20 protein-coding genes are annotated in these 23,784 nt (G+C 63.9%); 5 read left to right on the top strand and 15 right to left on the bottom strand.

What is annotated here, in order from left to right; all coding sequences use genetic code 11:
* Positions 1-51 precede the first annotated feature (51 nt).
* The gene (gene glgP / locus AC25Z0_RS03240; RefSeq protein ID WP_488132290.1) at positions 52-2,628 is read right to left on the bottom strand and encodes an alpha-glucan family phosphorylase; all 2,577 of its coding nucleotides are present in this window, start codon (positions 2,626-2,628) and stop codon (positions 52-54) included.
* 84 nt (positions 2,629-2,712) lie between these two features.
* On the opposite strand from glgP, the gene AC25Z0_RS03235 reads away from it, so the two are divergent.
* Positions 2,713-4,878 carry an alpha-1,4-glucan--maltose-1-phosphate maltosyltransferase gene (locus AC25Z0_RS03235; RefSeq protein ID WP_488132289.1) on the top strand — a complete coding sequence of 722 codons (2,166 nt, stop codon included), beginning with the start codon at positions 2,713-2,715 and terminating at the stop codon, positions 4,876-4,878.
* Positions 4,875-7,091, top strand: coding sequence for a 1,4-alpha-glucan branching protein GlgB (glgB, locus tag AC25Z0_RS03230; RefSeq protein ID WP_488132288.1), 2,217 nt, complete (start codon positions 4,875-4,877; stop codon positions 7,089-7,091). Before AC25Z0_RS03235 ends, glgB begins: the two co-directional genes overlap by 4 nt.
* A 9-nt stretch (positions 7,092-7,100) precedes the next feature.
* Here the strand turns inward: glgB and AC25Z0_RS03225 are convergent, their stop codons facing one another.
* The 3 genes from AC25Z0_RS03225 to AC25Z0_RS03215 form a co-directional block, all read right to left on the bottom strand.
* Positions 7,101-8,285 carry an epoxide hydrolase family protein gene (locus AC25Z0_RS03225; protein ID WP_488118817.1) on the bottom strand — a complete coding sequence of 395 codons (1,185 nt, stop codon included), beginning with the start codon at positions 8,283-8,285 and terminating at the stop codon, positions 7,101-7,103.
* An 82-nt stretch (positions 8,286-8,367) separates the two neighbouring features.
* Positions 8,368-9,351, bottom strand: a complete 984-nt coding sequence (locus AC25Z0_RS03220; protein ID WP_488118816.1) for a tetratricopeptide repeat protein — start codon at positions 9,349-9,351, stop codon at positions 8,368-8,370.
* Positions 9,348-11,189 (bottom strand): DUF8094 domain-containing protein, encoded by a 1,842-nt coding sequence (locus tag AC25Z0_RS03215; protein ID WP_488132287.1) that lies wholly within the window; start codon positions 11,187-11,189, stop codon positions 9,348-9,350. Before AC25Z0_RS03215 ends, AC25Z0_RS03220 begins: the two co-directional genes overlap by 4 nt.
* Before the next feature lie 247 nt (positions 11,190-11,436).
* On the opposite strand from AC25Z0_RS03215, the gene AC25Z0_RS03210 reads away from it, so the two are divergent.
* Both AC25Z0_RS03210 and AC25Z0_RS03205 read left to right on the top strand, forming a co-directional pair.
* Complete coding sequence (locus AC25Z0_RS03210; protein WP_488132286.1) at positions 11,437-13,050, top strand: DivIVA domain-containing protein; 1,614 nt, start codon at positions 11,437-11,439, stop codon at positions 13,048-13,050.
* A 57-nt stretch (positions 13,051-13,107) separates the two neighbouring features.
* Positions 13,108-14,157: an AI-2E family transporter gene (locus AC25Z0_RS03205; protein WP_488118813.1), complete on the top strand. Its 1,050-nt coding sequence runs from the start codon at positions 13,108-13,110 to the stop codon at positions 14,155-14,157.
* 65 nt (positions 14,158-14,222) lie between these two features.
* Here AC25Z0_RS03205 and AC25Z0_RS03200 read toward each other — a convergent pair whose 3' ends face one another.
* The 9 genes from AC25Z0_RS03200 to rpsB all read right to left on the bottom strand — a co-directional run bounded on the left by AC25Z0_RS03200 (position 14,223) and on the right by rpsB (position 20,876).
* Positions 14,223-14,996, bottom strand: coding sequence for an alpha/beta hydrolase (locus AC25Z0_RS03200; protein ID WP_488132285.1), 774 nt, complete (start codon positions 14,994-14,996; stop codon positions 14,223-14,225).
* A complete protein-coding gene (locus AC25Z0_RS03195; RefSeq protein WP_488118811.1) occupies positions 14,993-15,295 on the bottom strand; it encodes a hypothetical protein in 303 nt (100 codons plus the stop codon). Before AC25Z0_RS03195 ends, AC25Z0_RS03200 begins: the two co-directional genes overlap by 4 nt.
* A 15-nt stretch (positions 15,296-15,310) precedes the next feature.
* On the bottom strand, positions 15,311-15,997 hold the full coding sequence (locus AC25Z0_RS03190; RefSeq protein ID WP_488118810.1) for an aggregation-promoting factor C-terminal-like domain-containing protein: 687 nt from the start codon (positions 15,995-15,997) through the stop codon (positions 15,311-15,313).
* Positions 15,998-16,066: 69 nt separating this feature from the next.
* The gene (locus tag AC25Z0_RS03185; protein WP_488118809.1) at positions 16,067-16,606 is read right to left on the bottom strand and encodes a DivIVA domain-containing protein; all 540 of its coding nucleotides are present in this window, start codon (positions 16,604-16,606) and stop codon (positions 16,067-16,069) included.
* Positions 16,607-16,654: 48 nt separating this feature from the next.
* Positions 16,655-17,635, bottom strand: a complete 981-nt coding sequence (locus AC25Z0_RS03180; RefSeq protein WP_488118808.1) for a phosphatidate cytidylyltransferase — start codon at positions 17,633-17,635, stop codon at positions 16,655-16,657.
* 15 nt (positions 17,636-17,650) lie between these two features.
* Positions 17,651-18,205, bottom strand: a complete 555-nt coding sequence (frr, locus tag AC25Z0_RS03175; protein ID WP_488118807.1) for a ribosome recycling factor — start codon at positions 18,203-18,205, stop codon at positions 17,651-17,653.
* 33 nt (positions 18,206-18,238) lie between these two features.
* On the bottom strand, positions 18,239-18,955 hold the full coding sequence (gene pyrH / locus AC25Z0_RS03170; protein WP_488118806.1) for a UMP kinase: 717 nt from the start codon (positions 18,953-18,955) through the stop codon (positions 18,239-18,241).
* Positions 18,956-19,128: 173 nt separating this feature from the next.
* On the bottom strand, positions 19,129-19,956 hold the full coding sequence (gene tsf / locus AC25Z0_RS03165) for a translation elongation factor Ts (RefSeq protein WP_488132284.1): 828 nt from the start codon (positions 19,954-19,956) through the stop codon (positions 19,129-19,131).
* 11 nt (positions 19,957-19,967) lie between these two features.
* Positions 19,968-20,876, bottom strand: coding sequence for a 30S ribosomal protein S2 (gene rpsB / locus AC25Z0_RS03160; protein ID WP_488118804.1), 909 nt, complete (start codon positions 20,874-20,876; stop codon positions 19,968-19,970).
* A 332-nt stretch (positions 20,877-21,208) separates the two neighbouring features.
* Between rpsB and AC25Z0_RS03155 the strand changes: the two genes are divergently transcribed.
* Entirely contained in the window at positions 21,209-21,793 is a 585-nt protein-coding gene (locus tag AC25Z0_RS03155) for a murein hydrolase activator EnvC family protein (protein WP_488132283.1), read from the top strand.
* Between the two features lie 72 nt (positions 21,794-21,865).
* Here AC25Z0_RS03155 and AC25Z0_RS03150 read toward each other — a convergent pair whose 3' ends face one another.
* The gene (locus AC25Z0_RS03150) at positions 21,866-22,771 is read right to left on the bottom strand and encodes a tyrosine recombinase XerC (RefSeq protein ID WP_488132282.1); all 906 of its coding nucleotides are present in this window, start codon (positions 22,769-22,771) and stop codon (positions 21,866-21,868) included.
* A gap of 7 nt (positions 22,772-22,778) precedes the next feature.
* Positions 22,779-23,717, bottom strand: coding sequence for a phosphodiesterase (locus AC25Z0_RS03145; protein WP_488132281.1), 939 nt, complete (start codon positions 23,715-23,717; stop codon positions 22,779-22,781).
* Positions 23,718-23,784 lie beyond the last annotated feature (67 nt).

Raw genomic sequence — 23,784 nt, 5'->3', positions numbered from 1 at the left:
GTTTCGAGTCGCGACCTCGTTCCTCGGGCGCTCCTCAACCACCGGGAGACCCTACCCGGCGAGCGCCACCAGTCCCATCTCTGCATGACTGGCCAGCAGCGGGTTGTTCGGCACGATCCGCACGGTGTAGCCGAAGCTCCCCGCACGCTTCAGCCTGACGGTTCCCGTGTAGAGCGCACCGGTGCGAGGCACCGCTCCCCCTGCCTTCTCGTTGTCCACGAGTGACAGCGCCTGGGTCTCGACGTCGGAGAGGTCCTCTGCGCTTGAGCTGCGCCCGTAGACGACCTCGACGGAGACGTCGTCGGCCGTCAATCCGTTCAGCTGCACGTGAGCGCGCAGGTGCAGCTCATCGCCCACCTGCGGCACAGGGCCGACTCCCCCGGATTCGACATGGCTCACCGCGACGCCTGGCCACGCCGACTGCACGGTGTCCTTCCACGCCGCGAGATCCCTGGCCGCGAGATAGTGTTCCTCGCTGAGTAGGGCTTCGTAACGACTCGCGGGCACATAGAGCTCTTCGACGTACTGCCGAACCATACGGTCAGCGCTGAGCTCAGGCGACAGCCCTGAAAGCGTGTGCCGCACAGCTCCCACCCAGCGCTCTGGGATGCCGTCAGCGTCGCGCTCATAGAAGCTGGGGGCCACCTGGTGCTCGATGAGGTCGTAGAGCGCCTCAGCCTCCAGCTTGTCTCGCTCGGCCGAGTCGCCGGCAGAGTCGGCAGAGGGAATCGCCCAGCCGTTCTTGCCGTCGTAGTACTCCGGCCACCAGCCATCGAGGATCGAGAGGTTGAGCACACCGTTCAGTGCGGCCTTCATCCCCGATGTTCCACACGCCTCAAGCGGGCGGAGCGGGTTGTTCAGCCAGACATCCGTTCCCGGGTACATCAGCTGCGCCATCGCGATGTTGTAGTCGGGCAGGAACGCGATGCGGGTGCGAAGCTCAGGGTCCTCCGCGAAGTGCACGATCTGCTGGATAAGCCGCTTGCCCTCCTCGTCGGCCGGGTGCGACTTGCCCGCGATCACAATCTGAATCGGGCGTTCCGGGTGCGTGAGCAGGGCGCGCAGGCGCTCGGGGTCGTGCAGCATCAGGGTCAGCCGCTTGTACGTCGGCACGCGCCTGGCGAAGCCGATCGTGAGCACGTCAGGGCTGAAAACCTGGCTCATCCACACCGGGGGCACCCCGCCCTGATTCTGCTGAACCCAGGCAGAGCGGATGCGACGCCGCGCGTCTTCAACGAACTGCAGGCGCATGAATCCGCGCACCGCCCAGAGGTCGGCGTCTGTGATGCTCGGCGAGTTCCAGTCGGCCGTCGTGGTGTCGACGGCACCGAGCCGGCTGTGGGCGAGGCGCAGCAGTGCAGGATCGGTCCACGTTGGCGCATGCACCCCGTTGGTGATCGACGTGATCGGCACCTCGCTGGGGTCGAAGCCCGGCCACAGGCCCTTGAACATCTCCCGGCTGACTTCGCCGTGCAGTTTCGACACACCATTGGCGTGCTGGCCGAGGCGCAGCCCCATGGTCGCCATGTTGAAGACGTCTGGGGAGGCGCCCTGTCCGGCCTCCGCTCCGAGGGCGAGGATGTCATCCACCTCAACGCCCGGCAGCAGGTCGGTTTCGAAGTAGCGCCGAATGAGGGACCGGTCAAACCTGTCGATTCCGGCGGCGACGGGAGTGTGGGTGGTGAACACGGTGCCGGCCCTGGCCACCTGGAGTGCCTCCGGGAAGCTGAGGCCTTCCCCGATCAGACTGCCGATCCGCTCCAGGCCGAGGAATCCCGCGTGCCCCTCGTTGGTGTGGAACACCTCTGGTTCTGGCAGGTCGTTCAGCTTGCTCCACAGCTTGACGGCCCGCGCTCCCCCGATGCCGAGCAGGATCTCCTGCAGCAACCGGTGCTCTCCCCCGCCTCCGTACAGGCGGTCGGTGACCAGGCGCAGCTCGTCGTCGTTCTCCGGAATGTCGGTGTCGAGCAGCAGCAGGCTCACCCGGCCGACCAGCGCCTGCCAGACCCTGGCGTGCAGGGTGCGACCATCGGGCAGGGCAAGGGCCACCTGAACATCTGAGCCGTCCGGGCGACGGAGCACCGACAACGGCAGGCCATCCGGGTCAAGCAGCGGGTAACTCTCCATCTGCCAGCCGTCGGATGAAATCGACTGGCTGAAGTAGCCGGCCCGGTAGAACAGGCCGACGCCGACCAGCGGAACGCCGAGGTCTGAGGCGCTCTTCAGGTGGTCACCGGCCAGGATGCCGAGGCCGCCGGAGTACTGGGGCAGGGCTGCGGCGATGCCGAACTCTGGCGAGAAGTATGCGATTCGCTCTGGCTTCTGGCCTTCAAGGCCCTGGTACCAACGCGGTTCGTTCAGGTATGAGCGCAGCTCATCGCGCTCGGCGTTGGCCCCAGCGACGAAGTCAGCGTCTGTCGCCAGAAGTGCCAGCCTGGCTGGATCGACGGCGCCGAGCAGCGCAACAGGGTCGTGGCCGAGGTCGCGCCACAGGTCTGGGGCGATGTGCTCGAAGAGTTGCCTGGTCGGCTCATGCCATGACCATCGAAGATTGCCGCACAACTCTTCGAGAGCCAGCAACGGCTCTGGCAACACAGCACGGACAGTAAATTTCCGGATCGCCTTCACGCTGCTAACACTATGGGCGGCGCGGGAGGAATGTGTACACGTCGGCACTCCGGATTTTGTGGCGTTTCACGCTACGGTCATGGTGTGGCTAAGACAGCGAATCTCACCAACGTTCCCGGCAGCTCCCTCGCGGCAGCGGATGTCCACACACACATTGAGCACACGGGCTCGGGGCGCAGCCACACACCGCTGCCGCCGGTTCCGCCCGCGCAGGTCGGGCGCATCCCCATCCTTGACCTGTCGCCGCAGCTCGGCGACAACCGCTGGCCAGCGCGTGCGTTCGCCACGGAGGTCGTGCCATTCGCCGCGACGGCGTTTCGCGAGGGCCACGACCAGATCGGTGTCGCGCTGCTGCTCACCGCACCGAACGGTGCAACGACCACGCACCCCATGTCACTCCTCGCGCCAGGCACCGACAGGTTCGGCACAGACGTGCAGTTGCACGAACAGGGCGCGTGGACCTATCGAGTGCGGGCATACACGGATGACTTTGCCACCTGGCAGCACAACGCCACGGTCAAGATCGCGGCCGGTGTCGACGTCCCGTTGATGTTCACCATCGGCGAAGAGCTGCTGTCAGGGGCGGCGCACGACGCGTCCCGCACACCAGCAGAACGGCGCGCATTCGCCGCTGCGGCCGCGACGTTGGCCGATGTGACACTGACCAACACCGAACGGCTGGCCGCCGCGGAGAACCCGAAGCTCGCGGCGTGGATTGCGCGGCATCCGCTCGCCAGCCTCAGCACCGAGTCAGAGAGCCGCACGGTCATCGTGGAACGCACGAGGGCCGGCGTCGGCGCCTGGTACGAGTTCTTTCCCCGCTCTGAGGGCGCCAAGCGGGGCCCTGACGGCACCTGGACGAGTGGAACGTTCCGCACAGCCGCTCGCCGACTGCCGGCCGTCGCGGCCATGGGATTCGACGTGCTCTACCTGCCGCCCATCCACCCGATCGGCCGGGCATATCGCAAGGGACCGAACAACTCGCTGGATGCCGGGCCGAACGACCCAGGGTCGCCATGGGCGATCGGATCGTCGGCCGGCGGGCACGACGCCATCCACCCCGACCTCGGCACGCTGAAGGACTTCACGTACTTCGTCGGCAAAGCAGAATCACTCGGCATCGAGGTGGCGATCGACCTGGCCCTGCAGGCCTCGCCAGACCACCCATGGGTCGCCGAGCACCCTGAGTGGTTCACGACCCTGCCAGACGGCACCATCGCATACGCAGAGAACCCGCCGAAAAAGTACCAGGACATCTACCCGATCAACTTCGACAACGATCCGGAGGGCATCCGGGCAGAGGTGCTCCGCATCGTGCGGCACTGGATCGTCGCCGGCGTTCGGATCTTCCGGGTCGACAACCCGCACACGAAGCCGCTCGACTTCTGGGAATGGCTGATCGGCACGGTCAACGCAGAGTTCCCCGATGTGGTCTTCCTCGCAGAGGCCTTCACCCGGCCAGCACTGCTGCACGCGCTCGCCAAGGTCGGCTTCCAGCAGTCGTACACCTACTTCACGTGGCGCAACACGAAGGAGGAACTCGAGGAGTTCTTCGATTCGCTTGCCCATGACACCGCCGACTTCCTGCGGCCAAACCTGTTCGTGAACACGCCGGATATCCTCAGCGAGTACCTGCAGTTCGGTGGCCCTGCCGCGTTCAAGATCCGGGCAGCCCTGGCCGCGACGGCCAGCCCGATCTGGGGCGTGTACTCCGGCTTCGAGCTGTACGAGAGCGTGGCCAGACCCGGTGCAGAAGAGAACATCGACAATGAGAAGTACGAGTATCGGCCGCGTGATTTCGCGAAAGCTGAGGCGCGCGGGCAGTCGCTCGCACCGTTCATCACACTGCTCAACCACATCAGGGCAGAACACCCAGCGCTCCGGCAGCTGCGCAATCTCACCCTGCACGAAAGCGAAGACGACTCCATCCTCGTCTACAGCAAGTACCTGGCCGCACAGTTCACGCCATCAGGCCACGCGGATGCCCTCATCATCGTTGCGAACGTCGACCCGCATTCCGTGCGCGAAACCGTCGTGCACCTCGACGTGGCGGCATTCGGCATTGAGCCCGGCGAGGCATTCGAGGTGCGCGACCTGGTCACGGGGTCTGTGTGGACCTGGTTCGCCGACAATTACGTGCGCCTGGATGCCTTCACGGAGCCCGTGCACATCCTTCAGGTCCTCCCACGCACCGCACCGAAAGCCACCCACCAGCGAGTCGCCGCACCACGAAAGGAAATCGGCCGATGAAGCAACCCGCGAAGGACGACCGCCTGCAGATCCCGGTTCCGCCGACCGCAGTTGTGGAGGCCGTTGCCGCCGGCAGCTATTTCAACCCGCACGCGGTGCTCGGCCAGCATCTCGTCGAGATGCCCGGCGTCAGCGACCCCGTCACGGTGATCCGTGCCCTGCGTCCGTTGGCGGCTGAGGTCTTCGCGGTGCTCCCGACCGGTGCCAGGGTGGAGCTCGCCCACATCGGCCACGGCATCTGGCAGGGCTACAGCACACTCGGCATGCAGGACTACACGCTGGAGACCACCTACGCCAACGGTCCGGCATGGATCGCTGACGATCCGTACCGCTACACGCCATCGATCGGCGAACTCGATCTGCACCTCATCGGAGAGGGCAGGCACGAGCGCCTCTGGGACGCGCTCGGTGCGCATTATCGGGAGCACGCCGGGGTTCTCGGCACGACACTCGGCACATCATTCACCGTCTGGGCGCCGCACGCACAGGCCGTCCGAGTCATCGGTGACTTCAACGGCTGGGCCGGCGCGACGCACGCCATGCGCAATATGGGCAGCACAGGGGTGTGGGAACTGTTCGTGCCTGGGCTGCAACCCGGCAGCAACTATAAGTTCGAGATCCTCGCGCAGTCGGGCGAGTGGGTGCGTCGTGCCGACCCGATGGCCCGCTACACGGAGGTCTCGCCGGCGACGGCATCCGTGATTGGCACCTCGTCGTACAGCTGGGACGATGCGGCCTGGCTGGAGCAGCGCGGCAACACCGATCCGCACAATCGCCCGATGAGCGTGTACGAGATGCACGTCGGGTCCTGGCGGCCAGGACTTGGCTACCGCGATCTCGCCGACGAGCTCATCGCGTACCTGGGCGAGCTGGCGTATACGCATGTCGAGTTCATGCCGCTGGCCGAGCATCCGTTTGGCGGGTCGTGGGGCTACCAGGTCACCGGGTACTACGCCCCGACCAGCCGGTTCGGGCACCCTGACGACCTGCGCTACCTGATCGACCGCCTGCACCAGGCCGGCATCGGCGTGATCATGGACTGGGTACCTGGCCACTTCCCCAAGGACGAGTGGGCGCTGGCCCGCTTCGACGGCCAGCCGCTATACGAACATCCAGACCCCAAGCGCGGCGAACAGCTGGACTGGGGCACATACGTCTTCGACTTCGGCCAGTCCCAGGTGCGCAACTTCCTGGTCGCCAACGCCCTCTACTGGCTGGAGGAGTTTCATATCGACGGTCTCCGCGTCGACGCCGTCGCCTCCATGCTGTACCTCGACTATTCGCGGGAGGAAGGTGGCTGGGAGCCCAATATCCGCGGCGGCCGGGAGAACCTCGAAGCCATCGCGTTGTTGCAGGAGGTCACGGCCACCGCGTACAAGCGCAACTCAGGCACTGTGATGATCGCGGAAGAGTCAACGAGCTGGCCGGGCGTCACGGCGCCGACGCACAGCGGCGGACTCGGCTTCGGCCTGAAGTGGAACATGGGCTGGATGCACGACTCCCTGCAGTACATGCAGCAAGACCCGATGTATCGCTCGTACCACCACAACGACATCACGTTCTCGTTTGCATACGCTTTCAGCGAGAGCTTCCTGCTGCCCATCAGCCACGACGAGGTCGTGCACGGCAAGGGCTCGCTGGTCTCGAAGATGCCGGGCGACTCCTGGCAACAGCTTGCCAACACTCGCGTGTACCTGGCCTTTATGTGGGCGCACCCCGGAAAGCAGCTCTTGTTCATGGGCCAGGAGTTCGGCCAGCGCTCAGAGTGGAGCGAGCAGCGCGGCCTCGACTGGTGGATGCTCGACCAGCCGGCCCACCGTGGCCTCTTCAGCCTGGTTGGCCGCCTCAACCGCGTCTACGTGGAGACGCCGGCGCTGTGGCAGCTCGACAACGATTCGCGCGGCTTCGAATGGCTGGATGGCGGGGCTGCCGGCCAGAACGTCGTGACATTCCTCCGCAAGGACGATGACGGCACAGTGCTGGCCTGCCTGTTCAACTTCTCGGGGAACCCCCACCTCAACTACCGGATCGGCCTGCCGTTCGCCGGTGAATGGGATGAAATCCTGAACACGGATGCCGTCGAATACGGCGGTTCTGGCGTCGGCAACCTGGGCGTGGTGCACGCTACAGACGAGCCGTGGGCCGGGCGCCCTGCGTCGGCGAGTGTGTCGCTTCCTCCGCTCGGTGGCCTCTGGTTGAAGCTGCGTCGCTAAGAGCGGGAGTCACACGCCGGAAGACTCACTCGACCCCTGAGCGGACCGAGCACGGAATGGCCGGTAGAAGTCGCGAAGGTCGCGAACGAGACGTTCAGGCTGTTCAAGCGCGAGGAAATGGCCGCCGGGCTCAGGACCTCGCCAGAGACGGATGTCGCGATAGGCTCTGGCTGCGAACTCGCGCGGGTAGTTTGCGTCCTCCGGGGTGAGTATCAGTCCAGCAGGAGCGGTGACCGGTGGTAGGGGCGGGGTCGCTTCCTCGTCGTAGTACGGCAGGAACGACGTGCCGATCGAGTTGGTGACCCAGTACAACGTGGCGATGTTCATCAACGTCTGGCGGTCGAGTGCCGACTCGAGACGACCATCGCAATCACTCCATTCCCGGTATTTCTCGATCAGCCAGGCGGCGAGGCCTGCTGGGGAATCTGACAGTCCTGGCGCGAGGGAATTAGGCCTGGCAGCCTGTACCGCTGCGTAGCTGTCATCCCTGCCACCGGCATCGGCACTCCGCTGCTGGACGTAGAGCTGCTCGGCCGCGGAGAGCGGAACGTCAGGGTCAAGATCGGGGTGCAGATTCGGATGGTGGGTGAACACCCCCACTAGACGGTCAGCGTGCCGTGCCCCGAGAAAGTTAGTGACATGCGATCCGATGTCGCCGCCATACGCACCGAAGCGTCCGTAGCCGAGTGTGTCCATCAGCTCCACCCAGAGGTCGGCGATCCGGGACGGCTCTGTCGGGCCATCCGCTAGTCGAGAGGAGAACCCGAAGCCAGGGAGGGAGGGAATGACGACATCGAATGCGTCAGCGGCATCGCCACCGTGGCGCGCTGGATCGGTCAACGGTCCGATCACGGGAAGAAACTCGAAAAACGAGCTCGGCCAGCCGTGCGTCAGCACGAGGGGAATCGCGGGCGGTTGACCTGCATCCGCTTGGGCCGAAACGTGGATCACATGAATATCGGTCCCAGACACGCGCACAAGCTTCTGCGGCAGCTGGTTCACGGACACTTCGGTGACACGCCAGTCGAAGTCGTGCGCCCAGGACGTCACGAAGTCGGCGAGGTAGTCCGGGTCAGTGCCCGCTTCCCAGCCCTCACCGACCGGACGCGAGAAACGCGTCCCCTCCAGGCGCTCGCGCAAATTGACCAGAGTCTCGGTCGGGACGTCAATCGTGAAGTCGCGCCGGTCAGTCATGCCCCGACGCTACACGCAGTGCCGTTCAGCTCCTAGAGCTGTGCGGCCTGGGGTCGAGCAGCTCGTCAGCAGTGCCGTACGGCTAGTAGAGCAGCGCGGTGAGCCTGGCGCGAGTCGGTGCAACGCGCGGGTCGTCGAGGCCGATGACCTCGAAGAGTTCAAGGATGCGCTCACGGATCGCGTTCTTGCCCGCAGCGTCCTGCTTCGGGAAGAGCGTGAGTAACCGATCGAATGCGTCCTCGACGTGCCCACCAGACAGATCGAGGTCTGCCACGAGCAACTGGGCATCGAGATCGTCCGGTGCGGCGGCGGCGCCTGAGCGGATCTCGTCGAGCGTCTTGCCCTGCAGGCGGTGCAACAGGCTGACCTGGGCAAGACCGGCAACGGCCATGGTGTCGCGCGGGTCCTGGGCAATGGCCAACTTGTACTCAGCGATAGCCGCCGGGTAGTCGCCGCGCTCGATGGCGTCGTATGCCTCTCGGTGGTGCGGGGGCAGTTCGGGCTCCACCGGCTCCGAAGGGGCATCTGAGGTGTTCTCAGCGCTATTGTCACCCGCAGGCACGAACGCGGTGCCCGTCACGCCGTGCTGGGCTGCCAGCTCGAGCACACGCTCGAACACGTCGCGCACCTCGCCTTCTGGCAGGGCGCCGGCGAACAACTGCACCGGCTGCCCGTTGATGACGGCGGCAACTGTCGGAATCGACTGCGCCTGGAACGCCTGGGTGAGCTGCGGGTTCCCGTCGACATCGACCTTCGCAAGCACGAAACGCCCACCGTATTCGGTGATCAACTTCTCCAGCACGGGGGTGAGCTGCTTGCACGGCTCGCTCCACTCCGCCCACAGGTCAACGATCACCGGGACGAAGTTCGATAGCTCAAGGAGCTCACCGAAGTTCGCGTCCGTGCCATCGAGGATCAGGCTGGGCACCGGAATGGGACCGGCCGCAGCTGCTGCGGTATCCCCTGCTGCCGCGGTCGGCGCGCCGCCAGCGGCCGGCCGGTTCACGAGAGAGGACAGGTCAACGGCTCCGCGCAGGTTGCCGCCAGGAGGGGTCATATTGGTCATTGCAGCTCCGCAGATGAGATCAGTCCCCTGGAGAATCCCAGGAGTACGATTTTGTCGGTTGACCCAGCCGGCGGCACGAGGAACAGCAGCTGGTCTTCATAGTTACTCTGGATGCCCTTGGCCGTAGCCGAGACGCCGGACAGCGCCTTGCTTCCACCCTCAGGACTCACCGTAGCCCCGCTATCAACGGGTTTGACGACCTCGGTCTCTGTCATGCTCACCGCGACGATCGCGCCGGCATCGTTGGTGCCGAGAGCAACCGGAGTACCGGTGCCTGCGGCCCGCGAGAATTCGATCGACGCGGTCGACGGCAGCGCAGCGCGCCACTCGTTCATCTTGTCGACACCGATCTGGGCACGCAGCGAGTCGCCTTCACCCTCGAAGAGGCTGTAGAACTGGCTCGCCTCCCCGTTCATCAGGATGTCGGCATACGAGGATGCGAGCTGGTCAGGGGCCATCAGCTGCAGTTTGGACTCCGGGGCCACAACCGGTGCACCGATGGTCGCCGGCGCAACACCGCCGGTGATTTCAGCGGATGCCTCCAACTGCACGGCGCTCTGCACCTGGTAGTTGGACCGAGCGGTTTCCTGCCTCAGCACGAGTGCCGTCGGCGGAACCGTCGCGTCGTCCTCGTCGATGATCATCGTCATGACAACGCGCGGCCAGCCAGACGCCTGCTGTGGCAGCGTGAGGTTGAGCGGCGAGCCTGGGAGCGCGACGGGTGCCGCGTACTCTGGCGTAACGGCGCGAATCTTGTAGTTGGCGAGGCGCTGTTCAAGGGCGGGGCCCGTGAAACGGGTTTTGATCGCGTCGGCGTTCAACGTCGCGTCAGCGTCCGTCGTCAGCGTGGAGATCTTGTCAACGATGCGTTCGAGCTGCGGCACGGTCACGGCCGGCTCCACCACGGCAGCGGCAGGGTCAGGCGTCGCCGTGCTGAGGTCAGAATCTGCGTCCCCGACAGCGCCAGACGAACTGGTTGCACTGTCAGACGGATCGCTGCCCTGCGGCCAGAACTCGGCGGAGCATCCGCTGAGAACGAGGCTGGAAACCACGACCACAGGCACGAGCGCGGCCATCGACTTCGAAATTGACTTCGGGCCGCGAGTGATCTCGCTGGCCTTGATGGTCTTCGGCCGGGGTGCGCGGGGCAGCTTCGGCATGCGAGGGCCGCGCGGCAGGTTACGACGAGGTCCGCGGGAGCGACGCATGTGCAGGAGTGCCAACGCATAGAGAGCGAGGCCGATAACCAGCAGTGCGGCGCCGCCGACGATGAGCGGTCCGGCCCATGGCGTTGAATTGTCGACAGGCCACGACACCGACACATCGGTTGGTGCAGGGGCTGTGCCGTCTGCTGCGATGATCACTGAAATATCGTCCGGCACGTTGATCGTGGTGGTCAGTGTCTTTTCTGCCGTGAATTCTTCGAGCCACAGGTCAGATCCGGCAGGGTCGGTGATCGTGGCCGCCGGCGTGGCTGCGGCGTCAGTCATCGCGCCAGCAGCTCCGCTCGGCGCGGTCTCCGAGACAGTGGTCGCGAATTCCCCGTCGTCTGACGAGTATGAGACGACTGCGTGTGAAGACGAACCAAGCCAGGCTTCGACATCCGCTGTTCGCCCGTAGGCCATGAACACCGTTCCCTCACCATGCAGCGTGATGGTTTGCGCACCTTCATGGGCACTGAGGGCGTCAGGGGTCAGCACGGCGTACGGTGCACTGTCTTCAATGGTCGCTGAGAGCGGCGTCGATGACGGCTCAAGGAAAATGGTTCGCTGGGCGATGCCGAATACCAGCATGACTGCGGCGAGAACAAACGCCACAATGGCTAAAACAAAACGCACTTATAAACCCTCCTGCGTCGCCCGTAGCAACTGCAGATTTGGAGACCTGCCTCTATCTGGACCCCATCTGGCCCACGGGACAACAGACACGGATGTGCCACGATACCCGATCGGGCTGAACGTGCACCGGAAACCCCCTGAAAGGGAGGTGAGGTGTACCCCCCGGCAAGCAGACTAAAATTACCGTGGCGCCGCATCGCATTCCGTCATGTTGACGAGGGCTGCGCCCCATTGACGAGGAGAGACTGTGCCGAACGACGAGGCTGAATTCACCCAGGTATTCCGTGGCTACGACAAGGATGAGGTCGACAAGGCCATCCAGGGCCTGCGCCGCGACCTGATCCAGGCGAACAACCAGGGCGTCGAAGCGACGAAGGAAGTCAAGCGCCTGAACGCGCGCATCGACGACCTGAGCGCTGAGATCGAAGAGGTCGGCAGCCCCACCTTCTCCGGCCTCGGCACCAAGCTCGAGAACACGCTTCGCGTGGCAGAAGAGCAGTCCACCCGCGTCATCGCCCAGGCCGACATCGACGCTGAGAAGCTCCGCGCATCGGCATCCGACGATGCACAGCGGGTTAAGAGGGACGCGGCAGAGCACGCAGAGCGCTCCCTCTCCGATGCGAGCATCAAGGCAGCGCGCATTCTTGACGACGCCCGTGCAGAAGCGGATGACTATGTCGTTCGCGCACAGGAACAGCACGCCATCCTCACCCAGGAAGCCGTTCTGGAGGCAGCAGCCATTCGCGGCGCCGTCGCCACAGAGGCCGCTGAGCTGCGTGCCACTGTCAAGCGTGAAGCCGCAGCCATCCGTTCAGAAGCTGAGCGTGAAGCCGCAGAGGTGCGCGTTGTCGCACAGCGAGAAGCCACTGAGGCACGCGAGATCGCTGCCGGGCTGACCAGCGAGACCGAGCTGACGCGCGCTGAGGTCGCTCACGAGCTTGACCAACAGCGCGCCGATCTCACCATGGAGACAGAGCAGGCCCGCATCGACCTCGCCGCAGAGACCGAACAAGCGCGCATCGACCTCGCCACCGAAACCGAGAATGCCCGCATCGACCTCGCCGCAGAGATCGAAGAGGCCCGCGCAGCGCTGACCGAGGAAATCGAGCAGGGTCGCACAGACCTCGCTCGCGAACTCGACCAGGCGCGCAGCGAGCTGGCCGTCGAGAGCGAGCAGACGAGAACCGATCTCGCCCGCGAGATCGCCAAGAAGCGTGCGGCACTTGCCAGGGAGGCCGAACGTGCCGCCGCTGCCCTCGAGGCAGAGCGCGAGCAGACCAAGGCCGACCTCGACCGCGAGAACGAACAGGCCAAGGCCGACTTCGCCGCCGAAAGCGAGCAGCTTCGCATCGACCTGGAGAACGACCTCACCGCCGCCCGCAAGCGGGGCGCCCATGAGGCAGCCAAGCAGAAGCGCGAGATCGACCAGACCCGCGCCGACCTTGAGGTCGAACTCAAGGCTCGACGCGACGAATCAGAGCAGGACCAGCTGGGCCGTCACCAGGAGGCCGTGTCACAAACCCAGAAGTACCTGGACGAGGCCACAGCGCAGCTCACGGCAACGACCAAGCGCACGGCTGAGCTTCGTGAGCTCAACGACACGCTCGACTTCGGTGCCCGTGAAGAAGCCAAGACGTTGAAGGCGCAGTCGGAGAACGAGGCAGAGCAGATTGTGCACGACGCACGAGCAGCAGCCAAGGACCTTCTCGACGAAGCAGAGGAGCGCACCCGCATCCTGGTGGCAGACGCCGAAGATCGCCTCGCGCAGATTAGGATTGAGCGCGATGCGGTCGCGGGATACTTTGAAAGCCTGCGAGGCGTTCTCACCCAGGCGGAGCGCGTGACATCGATAGATGAGTAGTCTCGGGTCACGGAGTAGTCGTACACGCGGCAATCGCACAATACGCGGGGAGTTCCAGTGAAGATTCAGAATGCGTTCCGGTTCGGCCTGATTGCAACGCTGGGCGCAGGCCTCGGCGTGCTGATCATCTCATCGGTGATCACGCTGCAGACGATCATCACCTACGTCGGCGCCGCCCTGTTCCTCTCACTCGGTCTCGATCCAGCTGTGTCGTGGCTGGAAAAGAAGAAGTTCCCGCGATGGGCGGCAATACTGAGCGTCCTCGTCGCCGTCGTTGGTGTGCTGACCGGCATCGTCTTCGCGATTGTGCCGATCATCGTCGACCAGGTGTCCAAGTTGGCCGAGAGCATCCCCCGCCTGATGGATGCGGTGAATACGTCGACAATCCTCGACGACATCCAGAAGCAGTTCCCCGGCCTTGACGTCCCGAAGATCACGACGTCGGTTACCGACTTCCTGGGCGAGAACCTGACCAACATCACCTCAACGGTGATCCAGTCGGGTATCGCTGTGGTCAGCGGCATCTTCGGCGGTTTGATCATCCTGATCCTCACCCTGTATTTCACGGCGTCGCTCGGTTCGATCAAGCGTGGTCTGTACCAGCTGGTTCCGGCCTCAAAGCGTGCACGTTTCGCTGACATCGCCGAACAGATCACCACGTCTGTCGGGCGCTACGTCGTCGGGCAGGCCGCGCTGGCCTCCTGCAACGGCATCCTGAGCTTCATCTTCCTGACGATCATCGGGGCACCGTTCCCCGCGGTACTCGCCTTCCTCGCGTTCGCCCTCTCGCTCATTCCGTTGGTCGGAACAATCACGGGCTCTGTGATCATCGTGCTGACCTGCCTGATTCCCGGAATCGGGAGCTCAACGCTCACCGCGTTCGTCGCCGCGATTTACTACCTGATCTACATGCAGGTCGAGGCGTATGTGCTGAGCCCGAACATCATGAACCGGGCCGTCCAGGTACCGGGAGCCGTCGTCGTCATCGCCGCGCTTGCCGGCGGTTCGCTGCTGGGACTGCTCGGCGCCCTGGTCGCCATTCCGGTGGCCGCGTCAATCCTGATGATCATCAAGCAAGTCGTCATACCGCGACAGAACGAGCTGTAACAGCTGTTCCACCTCGGGCTGTCGCCACCACTCAGCGAGCGGATGCGACAGCCTGCGGCGCCGTGTCAGCTCACGGCAAGGCGAGGGTCGTCAGCCGCCAGCTCTGTGGGTAGCGGCGCGGCTGTCGGATTCACGATGGCGACGATCTCGTTCAAGACCCGCCTGCTCTGCTTCTCCCCCACCCACAGGTGCTTGCCATCTTCGACGGCAATGACCTGGGCGTGAGGAACAGCAGCGAACTTCATCGCGGCTTCCTCCGGCCGCAGGAAATCGTCGAACTCCGGGATGAGCGCGATCATACGACGCTCATCACCGTGCCACGCAGCCAACTCAGCGGCCGTGGTTCGTCTCAGCGGGGGCGACAACAGGATGACGCCTTCAATGGGATAGCGGCGACCGTACTTCAGGGCGAGTTCGGTTCCAAATGACCAGCCAAGCAGCCACGGGCGCGGCAGGCCCCTCGATTCGATGAAGGCCATCGCGGCCTCGACATCTGCTGCTTCGGTGACGCCGTCACCGAACTCACCCTCGCTCGTCCCTCGTGGCGAGGACGTGCCGCGGGTGTTGAACCGCAAGACCGCGAGATCGGCCAGCGCGGGCAGTCGGCTCGACGCCTTGCGCAGAATGTGCGAGTCCATATACCCGCCGTGAGTGGGCAGCGGATGCAGCGTCACCAGCGTGGCGACCGGGGTGCGATTCACCGGAAGCGCGAGCTCTCCAACGAGGGTCAAGCCATCGCTGGTGACCAGCTCGATGTTCTCCCGTACGGCGGCAAGCTCGATCCCGCTTCGGATTTCGACGGTATCGGTCACGACAACTCCTGCTTCTGGCTGGGTCATTTCAGTTTCCAGCAGTGTGAGTGCCAGTGCCGACGCGCGGCGAGGTCTGCCGAATCGCCCATCAGGCCATCCGCTTTCCACGCGACGACATGCGCAACACCCGGAGCGATCTGCAGGTTGCAGCCGGGACATGAGTAGCTCTTGATCGCCTGCTTCGCCGAGATGGGCTGCACGTTCCACGCTCCATCGCGTCGGCTTTCGGTGCGCTTCCAGCCGGCAATCATGCGTGACAGGCCGTCTTCGTCGTCGTCACGTGAGCCATCGGATCGGCGACCGTGGGGACGATTACTGCGTGGCATCCGTCAAGTCTAGGGCTAGTACCAGCCGGCGTCTTCGGAGTGTGCCCACGCGCCGCATGGCGTGCCGTAGCGGCCGGTGATGTAACCAAGACCCCATTCGATCTGGGTGTTGGCGTTGGTTTCCCAGTCAGCTCCCGCAGAGGACATCTTCGACCCAGGCAGTGCCTGCGGGATGCCATAGGCGCCAGACGGGTTTGCCGCGTTGACGCGCCATCCGGATTCACGGTTCCACAGCGACACGAGACAGCTGTACTGCTCTTCTCCCCAGCCACGGGATGCGACGGCAGAGTACGCGTATGCCTGGGCAGATCCCGGATCGGGGATTGCGGCGGCGCCAACGGCATAGCTCTTGGCTGCGGGCGCAACCACGACGGGCTTCGGCTTCTCTGTCACAGTGAAGTTGTCGCGGGTCACGGTGTTCGTGAACGCACCGGCAACGGTCACCTGCTGCACAGCCTGGCCACCAAAGCGATCGCCGGCGACCTGGAAATACGGAGAGGCAGTGGCACCGGAGTACGGATCGACCACGGTGACCATCACAAAGGCGAACGCAGCCGTGAAACCGAACATGGAGAGTACCGTCTTGCTGCGCGAGGCAGGCCGACGCATTCGGAGCTTGGCTGGTTTGGGTACGTGCTGCTCCAGTCGTGCGGGCACAAAGGCTGCCCTGGCCGGCTGGATTTCGTTCGCATGTCTACCCACGATAGAAAGACCCTAGCCCAGATATTGCATAACAGCACGATAACGGGCCGGTGGTCATCAAATCGCTGCTCAACGAACCGCCAGCATGACGTCAACGACGGCATCCATCACGGCATCAACCTGGTTCTCGCGATATCCGCCACGCGCCGGCCGGAAGACGACCGTACGAACGTCGTCGACGGTGATGGGGAAACCATCCTGAAAGTACTTGATGAGCCGGTTGGCGAATCGGTCGACATCGGCCTTGTTGTAGCCGACGGTCAGGAAGCTCGTGCGGGCGAAACGCTGTCCGGGCTCGCGACTGAGCCTGTTGATCACAACCTGAGCCGTCGCACGTGCCTCATCGAGCCATGCGGCCTCACCGATCGTGCCCGCGGCGCGCTCACGCTCTTTGGCGGCGAAGGCGTCTTCGAGGCGCTCCAGCGCAGCATCCACGAGTTCAGGCGCGTAGCCGCCCTTCTTCATCGAGAATGCGGTGTGCCTGATGCTCAGCGCGGTGAGGTCTCCCTCTCCGTCATATGCGCGTCTCGCGCCGGCGAGGAAAGCCTCAACCTGCTCGGTGTCGTATCCGAGTGCTTTTTTGCCCGATCGGGGAAACGTTGTGCTCACTGAGTTATTCTCTCCCACTGGGACGCGACTTGTCGAAAGCCGGGCGGCTTACGCAAAAATCAGGAATAGTGCATATGCGGCAGCAGCCGACGGCAGGATCGAGTCAAGTCGATCAAGGAACCCGCCGTGACCCGGCAGCCATGAGCTCATGTCCTTGATGCCGATATCCCGCTTGATCAGGGATTCTGCAAGGTCACCGAAGGTGGCGGTAAGCAGCATCACGAGGCCGAAGATAACGCCGAACCACCAGGGCTGCTGGAGCATGAAAATGGCCAACAAGATTCCGGCGACCACGCAGGCTGCAGCTGCTCCCGCAAAGCCTTCCCACGTTTTCTTCGGCGAGATGCTGGGTGCCATAGGGTGCTTGCCGAACGACAACCCGGCCGCATAAGCACCTGTGTCTGAGGCGATCACCAGGATCAGGAACGCGAGCGTCCACCACTGGCCGTCATCCTGGGCAACCAGCAGAACTGAGAAGCTGGCCAGGAAGACGACGTAGACCTCTGTCAGGATGCCGGCGCCAACGTCGCCCCAGACGGATGCAACGCTGCCCCTGTGCCGCGGCCAGATGAGCAGCACGAGGCGCCAAAGGGCAATCAGCAGGATTCCGGCGAATGTCGCAACCAGCTGGCCGGTCGCGCCGAGGTAGAACGCACTCGGCACCACGGCTACCGCAGAGATGACCACAGGTATGCGCGGCACGGTGCGCCCCGCCCGCCGCAGCGCTTCAGCCAACTCGAACGACGTGAAGCCAGCGGCAACCACCGCCACGATCATGAACAGCTCTTTGATGTAGATCAGGCTGAACAACATCGCCAGCCCAAGCACAAGGCCGATCAGGGTGGCCAGGATCAGGTTCCTGCCTGTCTTGGCCACGATCCGCTCGTTTGTGGCATCGATCTGGGCACGCGTCGCCTGCATCTGCCGCTCGATATCGGCACGCGCAGTTTTGACCTGCGCCCGAAATTCGGCGCGACTGACACCTCGGCCGCGAGACTGCGGCGGATCTTCCTCTGGGGTGGGCGTCATGGTGTCTCGACTCCCCTAGATCTCGAGGAGTTCAGTTTCCTTGCGCTTCAGAGCATCGTCGATTGCGTCGACGTTGCTCTTGGTCAGCTGCTCCAGCTCCTTCTCGGCGCGAGCAACCTCGTCGTCGCCGACATCGCTCTTGAGTGCGTCGAGTTCATCCTTGGCCTTGCGGCGGATGTTACGGACAGACACCTTGGCGTCTTCGGCCTTGCCGCGCACGATCTTGACGAACTCCTTGCGGCGCTCCGTGGTCAGCTCGGGCAGCGAGGCGCGGATGACAGTTCCGTCATTGCCGACATTCGCACCCAGGTTTGGGGTGTCGCGAATGGCCTGCTCAATGTCGCGCAGTGCACCCTTGTCGTACGGGGTGATGAGCAGGGTGCGCGCTTCCTGGTTGTGCAGCGAAGCGAGCTGGCCGAGCGGAGTGGGCGTTCCGTAGTAGCTCACCAGGATCTTCTGGAACATCTGGGGGTTTGCACGACCCGTGCGCACGCTCCCAAAGTCTTCTTTGGCTGCGTCGAGCGCTTTGCTCATACGGGTGCTGGTGTCTGACAGGACATCCGCGATCACGGTGACTCCTTAGGTTTTGGGACGTGTCTAATTCTAGTTGGAGACGAGAGTGCCGAGTTCAGACCCGAGGATCGCGGCCGTGACGTTTCCGTCCGGCGCCATTCCGAAGACCTGCATCGGCATGCCGTTGTCCATGCACAGGCTGAATGCGGTGGAATCGACGACCTTCAAGCCGCGCTGCAACGCTTCCTGGTAGGTGATCGTGTCGATCTTGTGCGCATCCGGGTTGGTACGGGGGTCATCTGAGTAGACCCCATCAACACCATTCTTGGCTACGAGCACGACATCGGCATCGATCTCTAGTGCGCGCTGCGCGGCAACGGTGTCTGTCGAGAAATACGGGAGACCGGCGCCGGCACCAAAAATGACGACGCGGCCCTTCTCAAGGTGACGCTCGGCGCGGCGAGGAATGTACGGCTCGGCGACCTGGGTCATGGCAATGGCAGACTGCACGCGCGTTTCGGCGCCTGCCTGCTCAAGGAAGTCCTGCAGGGCAAGGGCGTTCATGACCGTGCCGAGCATTCCCATGTAGTCGGCACGTCCACGGTCCATGCCGCGCTGCGACAGTTCAGCACCGCGGAAGAAGTTACCGCCGCCGACAACGATTGCGATCTCGACGACCTTGGCAGCCTCAGCGATTTCACGCGCGAGAGCACCGACGACGTCTGGGTTGACACCGAGGGAGCCGCCCCCGAATGCCTCTCCGGAAAGTTTGAGAAGTACCCTGCGCTTTTTTGGTGAATCATTCATGCGGTGCGAAACCTTCCATTGCGACCTGCCCGTACGGCTGTCGTCCGTGTATTGCCTATGGTGCTGTGTTCTGCTGATGCTCAAACTACCGGCGTGGCCGGATCAAAAGTGGTGACGCGCACAGAAAAGGAGACCGGATCGCCGAGGCAATCCGATCTCCTTCATTGTGAAACTTAGGCGCCGACCTTGAAGCGGGCGAAGCCCGATACGGTCAGGCCTGCGTCTGCAAGGACCTTGCTGACGGACAACTTGTTGTCCTTTGCGTAGTCCTGCTCGAGGAGTGCGACCTGCTTGAAGAACGCGTTGACGCGGCCTTCAACGATCTTCGGAAGGGCAGCCTCAGGCTTGCCTTCGTTCTTCGAGATCTCGGTGACGATCTTGCGCTCAGACTCAACGGCCTCAGCAGGAACGTCTTCGCGAGCCAGGTACTCCGGGTTTGCGAACGAGATGTGCTGCGCAATGCTGCGAGCGGTCTCTGCGTCGTCACCTGAGTAGCCCAGAACAACGCCGACCTGCGGGGGCAGGTCCTTGCTGGTCTTGTGCAGGTAGATCGCGAAGTTCTCTCCGGTGACGGAGGCAACGCGACGGAGTTCGATCTTCTCGCCGAGGATTGCTGCCTCATCGTTGATGAGGTCTGCAACTGTCTGCGATCCGGCCGGAGCAGCAAGTGCTTCTTCGAGCGTGGTGGCGCCGGCTGCGGAAACCGCATCCAGAACCTTCTCGCTCAGTGCAACGAACTTGTCACCCTTTGCAACGAAGTCGGTCTCGCAAGCGAGTTCGATCAGCGTGGCGGTGTTGCCGTTCTGCTTTGCTGCGACGAGTCCTTCAGAGGTTGAACGGTCAGCGCGCTTGGCGTTGCCCTTTGCACCCTTGAGGCGAAGGATTTCGACGGCCTTCTCCATGTCGCCCTCGGCTTCGACGAGAGCGTTCTTGGTGTCGACCATTCCAGTGCCAAGGCGCTCACGGAGAGCCTTGACGTCTTCGAGGCTGAAGTTTGCCATACCGGGATTCCTTACTTGGTCTCTTCTGCGGCGACGGTCTCTGCAACTACTGCAGCAACTTCGCCCTCAATGAAATCAGCTTCTGCGGCTGCAACGGTTGCGTCGGCAACCTTCTCAGTCTCAGCAGAGGACTGTGCAGGAGTTGCGTCAGCGTCTGCGGTCTCTGAAGCCTGGAGAAGCTCTGCTTCCCATGCAGCCAGCGGCTCAACTTCGACGCCTTCTTCAGGCTTCTGGTGGCGCTGGATGAGGCCCTCAGCTGCTGCGTCTGCGATGATGCGGGTCAGCAGGCCGACCGAGCGGATGGCGTCGTCGTTGCCCGGGATCGGGTACTGAACGTCGTCGGGGTCGCAGTTCGTGTCGAGGATTGCGATGACGGGGATGCCGAGCTTGTGCGCCTCGTCAATGGCGAGGTGCTCCTTCTTGGTGTCAACGATCCAGATTGCCGACGGGGTCTTCGTGAGGTTACGGATACCACCGAGGCTCTTCTGCAGCTTCACAAGCTCACGCTTCTGAATGAGGAGTTCCTTCTTGGTGTAACCGCGAGTCGTGTCGTCGAAGTCGACCTCTTCGAGTTCCTTCATGCGAGCCAGACGCTTTGAAACGGTCTGGAAGTTGGTGAGGAGGCCACCGAGCCAACGCTGGTTGACGTAGGGCTGGCCCACGCGGGTTGCCTGCTCGGCGATAGCGCCCTGAGCCTGCTTCTTGGTACCAACGAAGAGGATGGTTCCGCCGTGTGCGACGGTCTCCTTGACGTAGTCGTACGTGCGGTCGATGTGCACGAGGGACTGCTGAAGGTCGATGATGTGGCTGCCCGAGCGCTCGGTCAGGATGAAGCGCTTCATCTTCGGGTTCCAACGACGAGTCTGGTGTCCGAAGTGGACGCCGCTGTCAAGCAGCTGGCGGATTGTTACGACGGCCATGAGCCGTACTCCTTATCCGGTGTTCCTGCATGGCAGGCAAAACACCAATCGGTTTCTGCGATGATCGAGCGACCACCACACCTGGCGCCCAACACACCCCCGCCTTGCCCCTGGGAGGCTCGGACCGATGGAAGTGTGCACGAACGGGCGCGCGTAGTCAGCGCATGAGCGCTGCAGGGAAAATCTTAGCATCCCCGCAGACCATTCTGCTGCCACTCTGCGCGTGCGACGCACCACGACAGCAGCCCCTCCACATCGGCCCGTCCGGCCGGAGTGTCCCCTGGTCTCTCCCCTGGCAATGTCGGGCACGCCTGCCAGGACATCCTGATGCCATGAAGGTGATCCCTGTCTTGGTTTCTGTCCTCGTTGCCATGGGCGCAACCGTTACCGCAACGGCCTCCGCGGCTGCCCCGGCAGCTCCGGCAGGGGCAGCAGCGGCATCTGCATCTGCATCTGCATCGGCCATCCGCTCATCGACCACACAGAATCCCGTGTGGGTGTGGCCGCTGGTGCCACCCCACACCGTCGTGGGTGGCTTCGAAGCCCCGCTGACCGCCTACGCCTCCGGGCATCGAGGGATCGATATTGCGAGCCAGCCAGGCGAAGCCGTCTATGCCCCTTCGGGCGGCGTGGTCTCGTTCGCGGGCAGGGTGGTTGATCGCGGCGTGCTCACGCTGGCGATCGACGGAGATCTTCTGGCCAGCGTGGAGCCCGTCATCCCCCTGGTCACCGCTGGAGAGCGCGTCGTGGCCGGGCAGGTGATCGCCACGATCGATTCGGGTGGACTCGAATCAGGCGGGCACTGCGCGGCACGCTGCCTGCATCTCGGCGTACGTCTGCACGGGAGTTACGTCTCTCCGCTCCGCTTTCTCGGCGGCGTGCCGTTGGCCATACTCCTGCCCGTCGATGAGGAGTGAAGCAGCTCTAACTAGCGCACTGCGAGTATGACCGACACCGGGCAGGCACACGACACCTCACTCCATGCGACGTCAGGCGCGCGGATGCGAGAGCTGGTAGCTCTCCTTGAGCCGTTCTGCGGAGACGTGGGTGTAGATCTGTGTGGTGCCAAGACTCGCGTGACCGAGCATTTCCTGCACGGCACGCAGGTCGGCGCCTCCATCGAGGAGGTGGGTCGCCGCGGTGTGCCGTAGCGCGTGCGGACCGGCCGGCCCGTTCCCTGGAATCTCGCCCAGGATGCTGGCGACCAGCCGATAGACGGACCGCACCCCCAGCCGCTGGTGATTGCCTCCCACGAACAGTGCACGGGAACCCGCCGTCGGCTCGAGTTGTGGTCTGGCGATCCGTACGTAGTCCACAATCGCTGACTGGGCTGGTACGCCGAAGGGGACGACGCGTTCCTTCGATCCCTTACCGAGGACCTTGACCGTTAAGCGATCGAGATCGACGTCGGCGATATCCAATCCGACCAACTCCGACACTCGAAGCGCGGAGGCGTAGAGCAACTCGACGACTGCCAGGTCGCGCAGTGCGACCGGGTCGGCCGTGGCGGCGCGGGCGCTCAAGGAGTGCAGGAGCTCATCCATCTGCGCCCGGCTGATGACTCTCGGCAAACTGCGCCCTGGCTTCGGCGAGCGCAGCCGTGCGCCCGGGTCTGTCGGCGAGACACCCGTCCGTTCCAACCAGGCAGTGAATCCGCGAACCGACGACGAGCGCCGCGCGAGCGTGGCTCTCGCCAACCCGGCCTGTGTACCGATCCAGAGCCAGTCGCGCAGCACATCGAGAGTGAGCAGGCTTGTGCTGTCGATGGACCGTTCGGCGAGGAATGCGCTGAGCTGGCCCAGATCGGTGCGATACGCCCTGATGGTGTTCTCCGAGAATCCACGCTCGAGAGCGAGGGCGTCGACAAACGCGTCGACCGCTGCATCAACGTTCATCGGCCACTCACGGCTGTCGGGAGAATGCGTCGAGGCGGTCCGCCGGGCTCAGCGCTTCCATGCGGGCCAGATACGCGTCGGCGAAGTGACTGGCGGTGTCGAATCGACCAAGGGGAACGACCGAGTGCACGATCTGATCGTCGTAGACGTGAACCAGGTTGATCGATTGTCCGCCGATCAGTCCGGTGAGTTCCCTGACCGGTGCGGTGGCGTCCATGGTGTAGCAGGTGGCGGCGGCTACCGAGACGGGGATGCCGGCGAACATACCGGTCGAGGCATGGTGCAGGTGGCCGCCCATAATCGCTCGAATGTCGCTGCCTCGCACGACGTCGGCGAGCGCGCCCTGCTCCTGCAGTTCCAGGATGCCCATGAGCGGGAGCGCTGTCGGTATCGGCGGGTGGTGCAGCGCGAGCAACGTCCCGAGTGGGGCAGGCGTAGCCAGCACGCCGCTCAACCAGTCGAGTTGTTCCTGGGACAGCGCCCCATGGTGGTAGCCGGGCACGCTCGTGTCGATCGAGACAATACGCAGCCCAGCGCAGTCGATGACCCTGTCGACGGGAGCATCCATCTCGGCATCCGCCTGGTCGCTCCGAGCATTGCCGGCGGATGGCGCTTCATCGAGCAGCTCTGCCCGAAATGCGGCCCTGACGTCGTGGTTGCCCATCACCCACACGAGCTGTGATCCCATGCGGTGCGCTGCCGCCTCCACGATGCCCCTCACCCTGCGGTAAGCGGCAGGCTCACCCCTGTCGGCTATGTCACCGGTGATGACGAGGGCGTCGGGTCGGAGGCCAGAGCGCTCCAGCTGCTCCATCGCGCGATGCACGGTGCCATCGGTTTCTACGCGCCCGTGCAGCAGGGCATCGTCTGCCAGGAAATGTGTGTCACTGAGATGGGCGATGATCCGCACGGCTGGTGCGTGAGTCCCCAGTTGAATCCCTGCCATGAAGCGCCTTTCGTCGACAAGCATCCACACTATGACCTGCCACCGCCATTCCGCCCCCCGGAACGGC

The sequence above is a fragment of the Leifsonia sp. Y862 genome (assembly GCF_057669585.1).
The sequence above is the reverse complement of the archived record's forward strand: the minus strand, read 5'-3'. Positions and strand labels throughout refer to the sequence as shown.

Excerpts from the sequence above, each read along its gene's own strand:
- tsf (WP_488132284.1), bottom strand. The coding sequence starts at position 19,956 with ATGGCAAACTTCAGCCTCGAAGACGTCAAGGCTCTCCGTGAGCGCCTT.
- AC25Z0_RS03145 (WP_488132281.1), bottom strand. The coding sequence starts at position 23,717 with ATGGCAGGGATTCAACTGGGGACTCACGCACCAGCCGTGCGGATCATC.
- AC25Z0_RS03195 (WP_488118811.1), bottom strand. The coding sequence starts at position 15,295 with ATGCCACGCAGTAATCGTCCCCACGGTCGCCGATCCGATGGCTCACGT.
- AC25Z0_RS03220 (WP_488118816.1), bottom strand. The coding sequence starts at position 9,351 with ATGACCAATATGACCCCTCCTGGCGGCAACCTGCGCGGAGCCGTTGAC.
- AC25Z0_RS03180 (WP_488118808.1), bottom strand. The coding sequence starts at position 17,635 with ATGACGCCCACCCCAGAGGAAGATCCGCCGCAGTCTCGCGGCCGAGGT.
- glgB (WP_488132288.1), top strand. The coding sequence starts at position 4,875 with ATGAAGCAACCCGCGAAGGACGACCGCCTGCAGATCCCGGTTCCGCCG.
- pyrH (WP_488118806.1), bottom strand. The coding sequence starts at position 18,955 with ATGAATGATTCACCAAAAAAGCGCAGGGTACTTCTCAAACTTTCCGGA.
- AC25Z0_RS03200 (WP_488132285.1), bottom strand. The coding sequence starts at position 14,996 with ATGACCCAGCCAGAAGCAGGAGTTGTCGTGACCGATACCGTCGAAATC.
- rpsB (WP_488118804.1), bottom strand. The coding sequence starts at position 20,876 with ATGGCCGTCGTAACAATCCGCCAGCTGCTTGACAGCGGCGTCCACTTC.
- AC25Z0_RS03155 (WP_488132283.1), top strand. The coding sequence starts at position 21,209 with ATGAAGGTGATCCCTGTCTTGGTTTCTGTCCTCGTTGCCATGGGCGCA.
- AC25Z0_RS03150 (WP_488132282.1), bottom strand. The coding sequence starts at position 22,771 with ATGAACGTTGATGCAGCGGTCGACGCGTTTGTCGACGCCCTCGCTCTC.
- AC25Z0_RS03225 (WP_488118817.1), bottom strand. The coding sequence starts at position 8,285 with ATGACTGACCGGCGCGACTTCACGATTGACGTCCCGACCGAGACTCTG.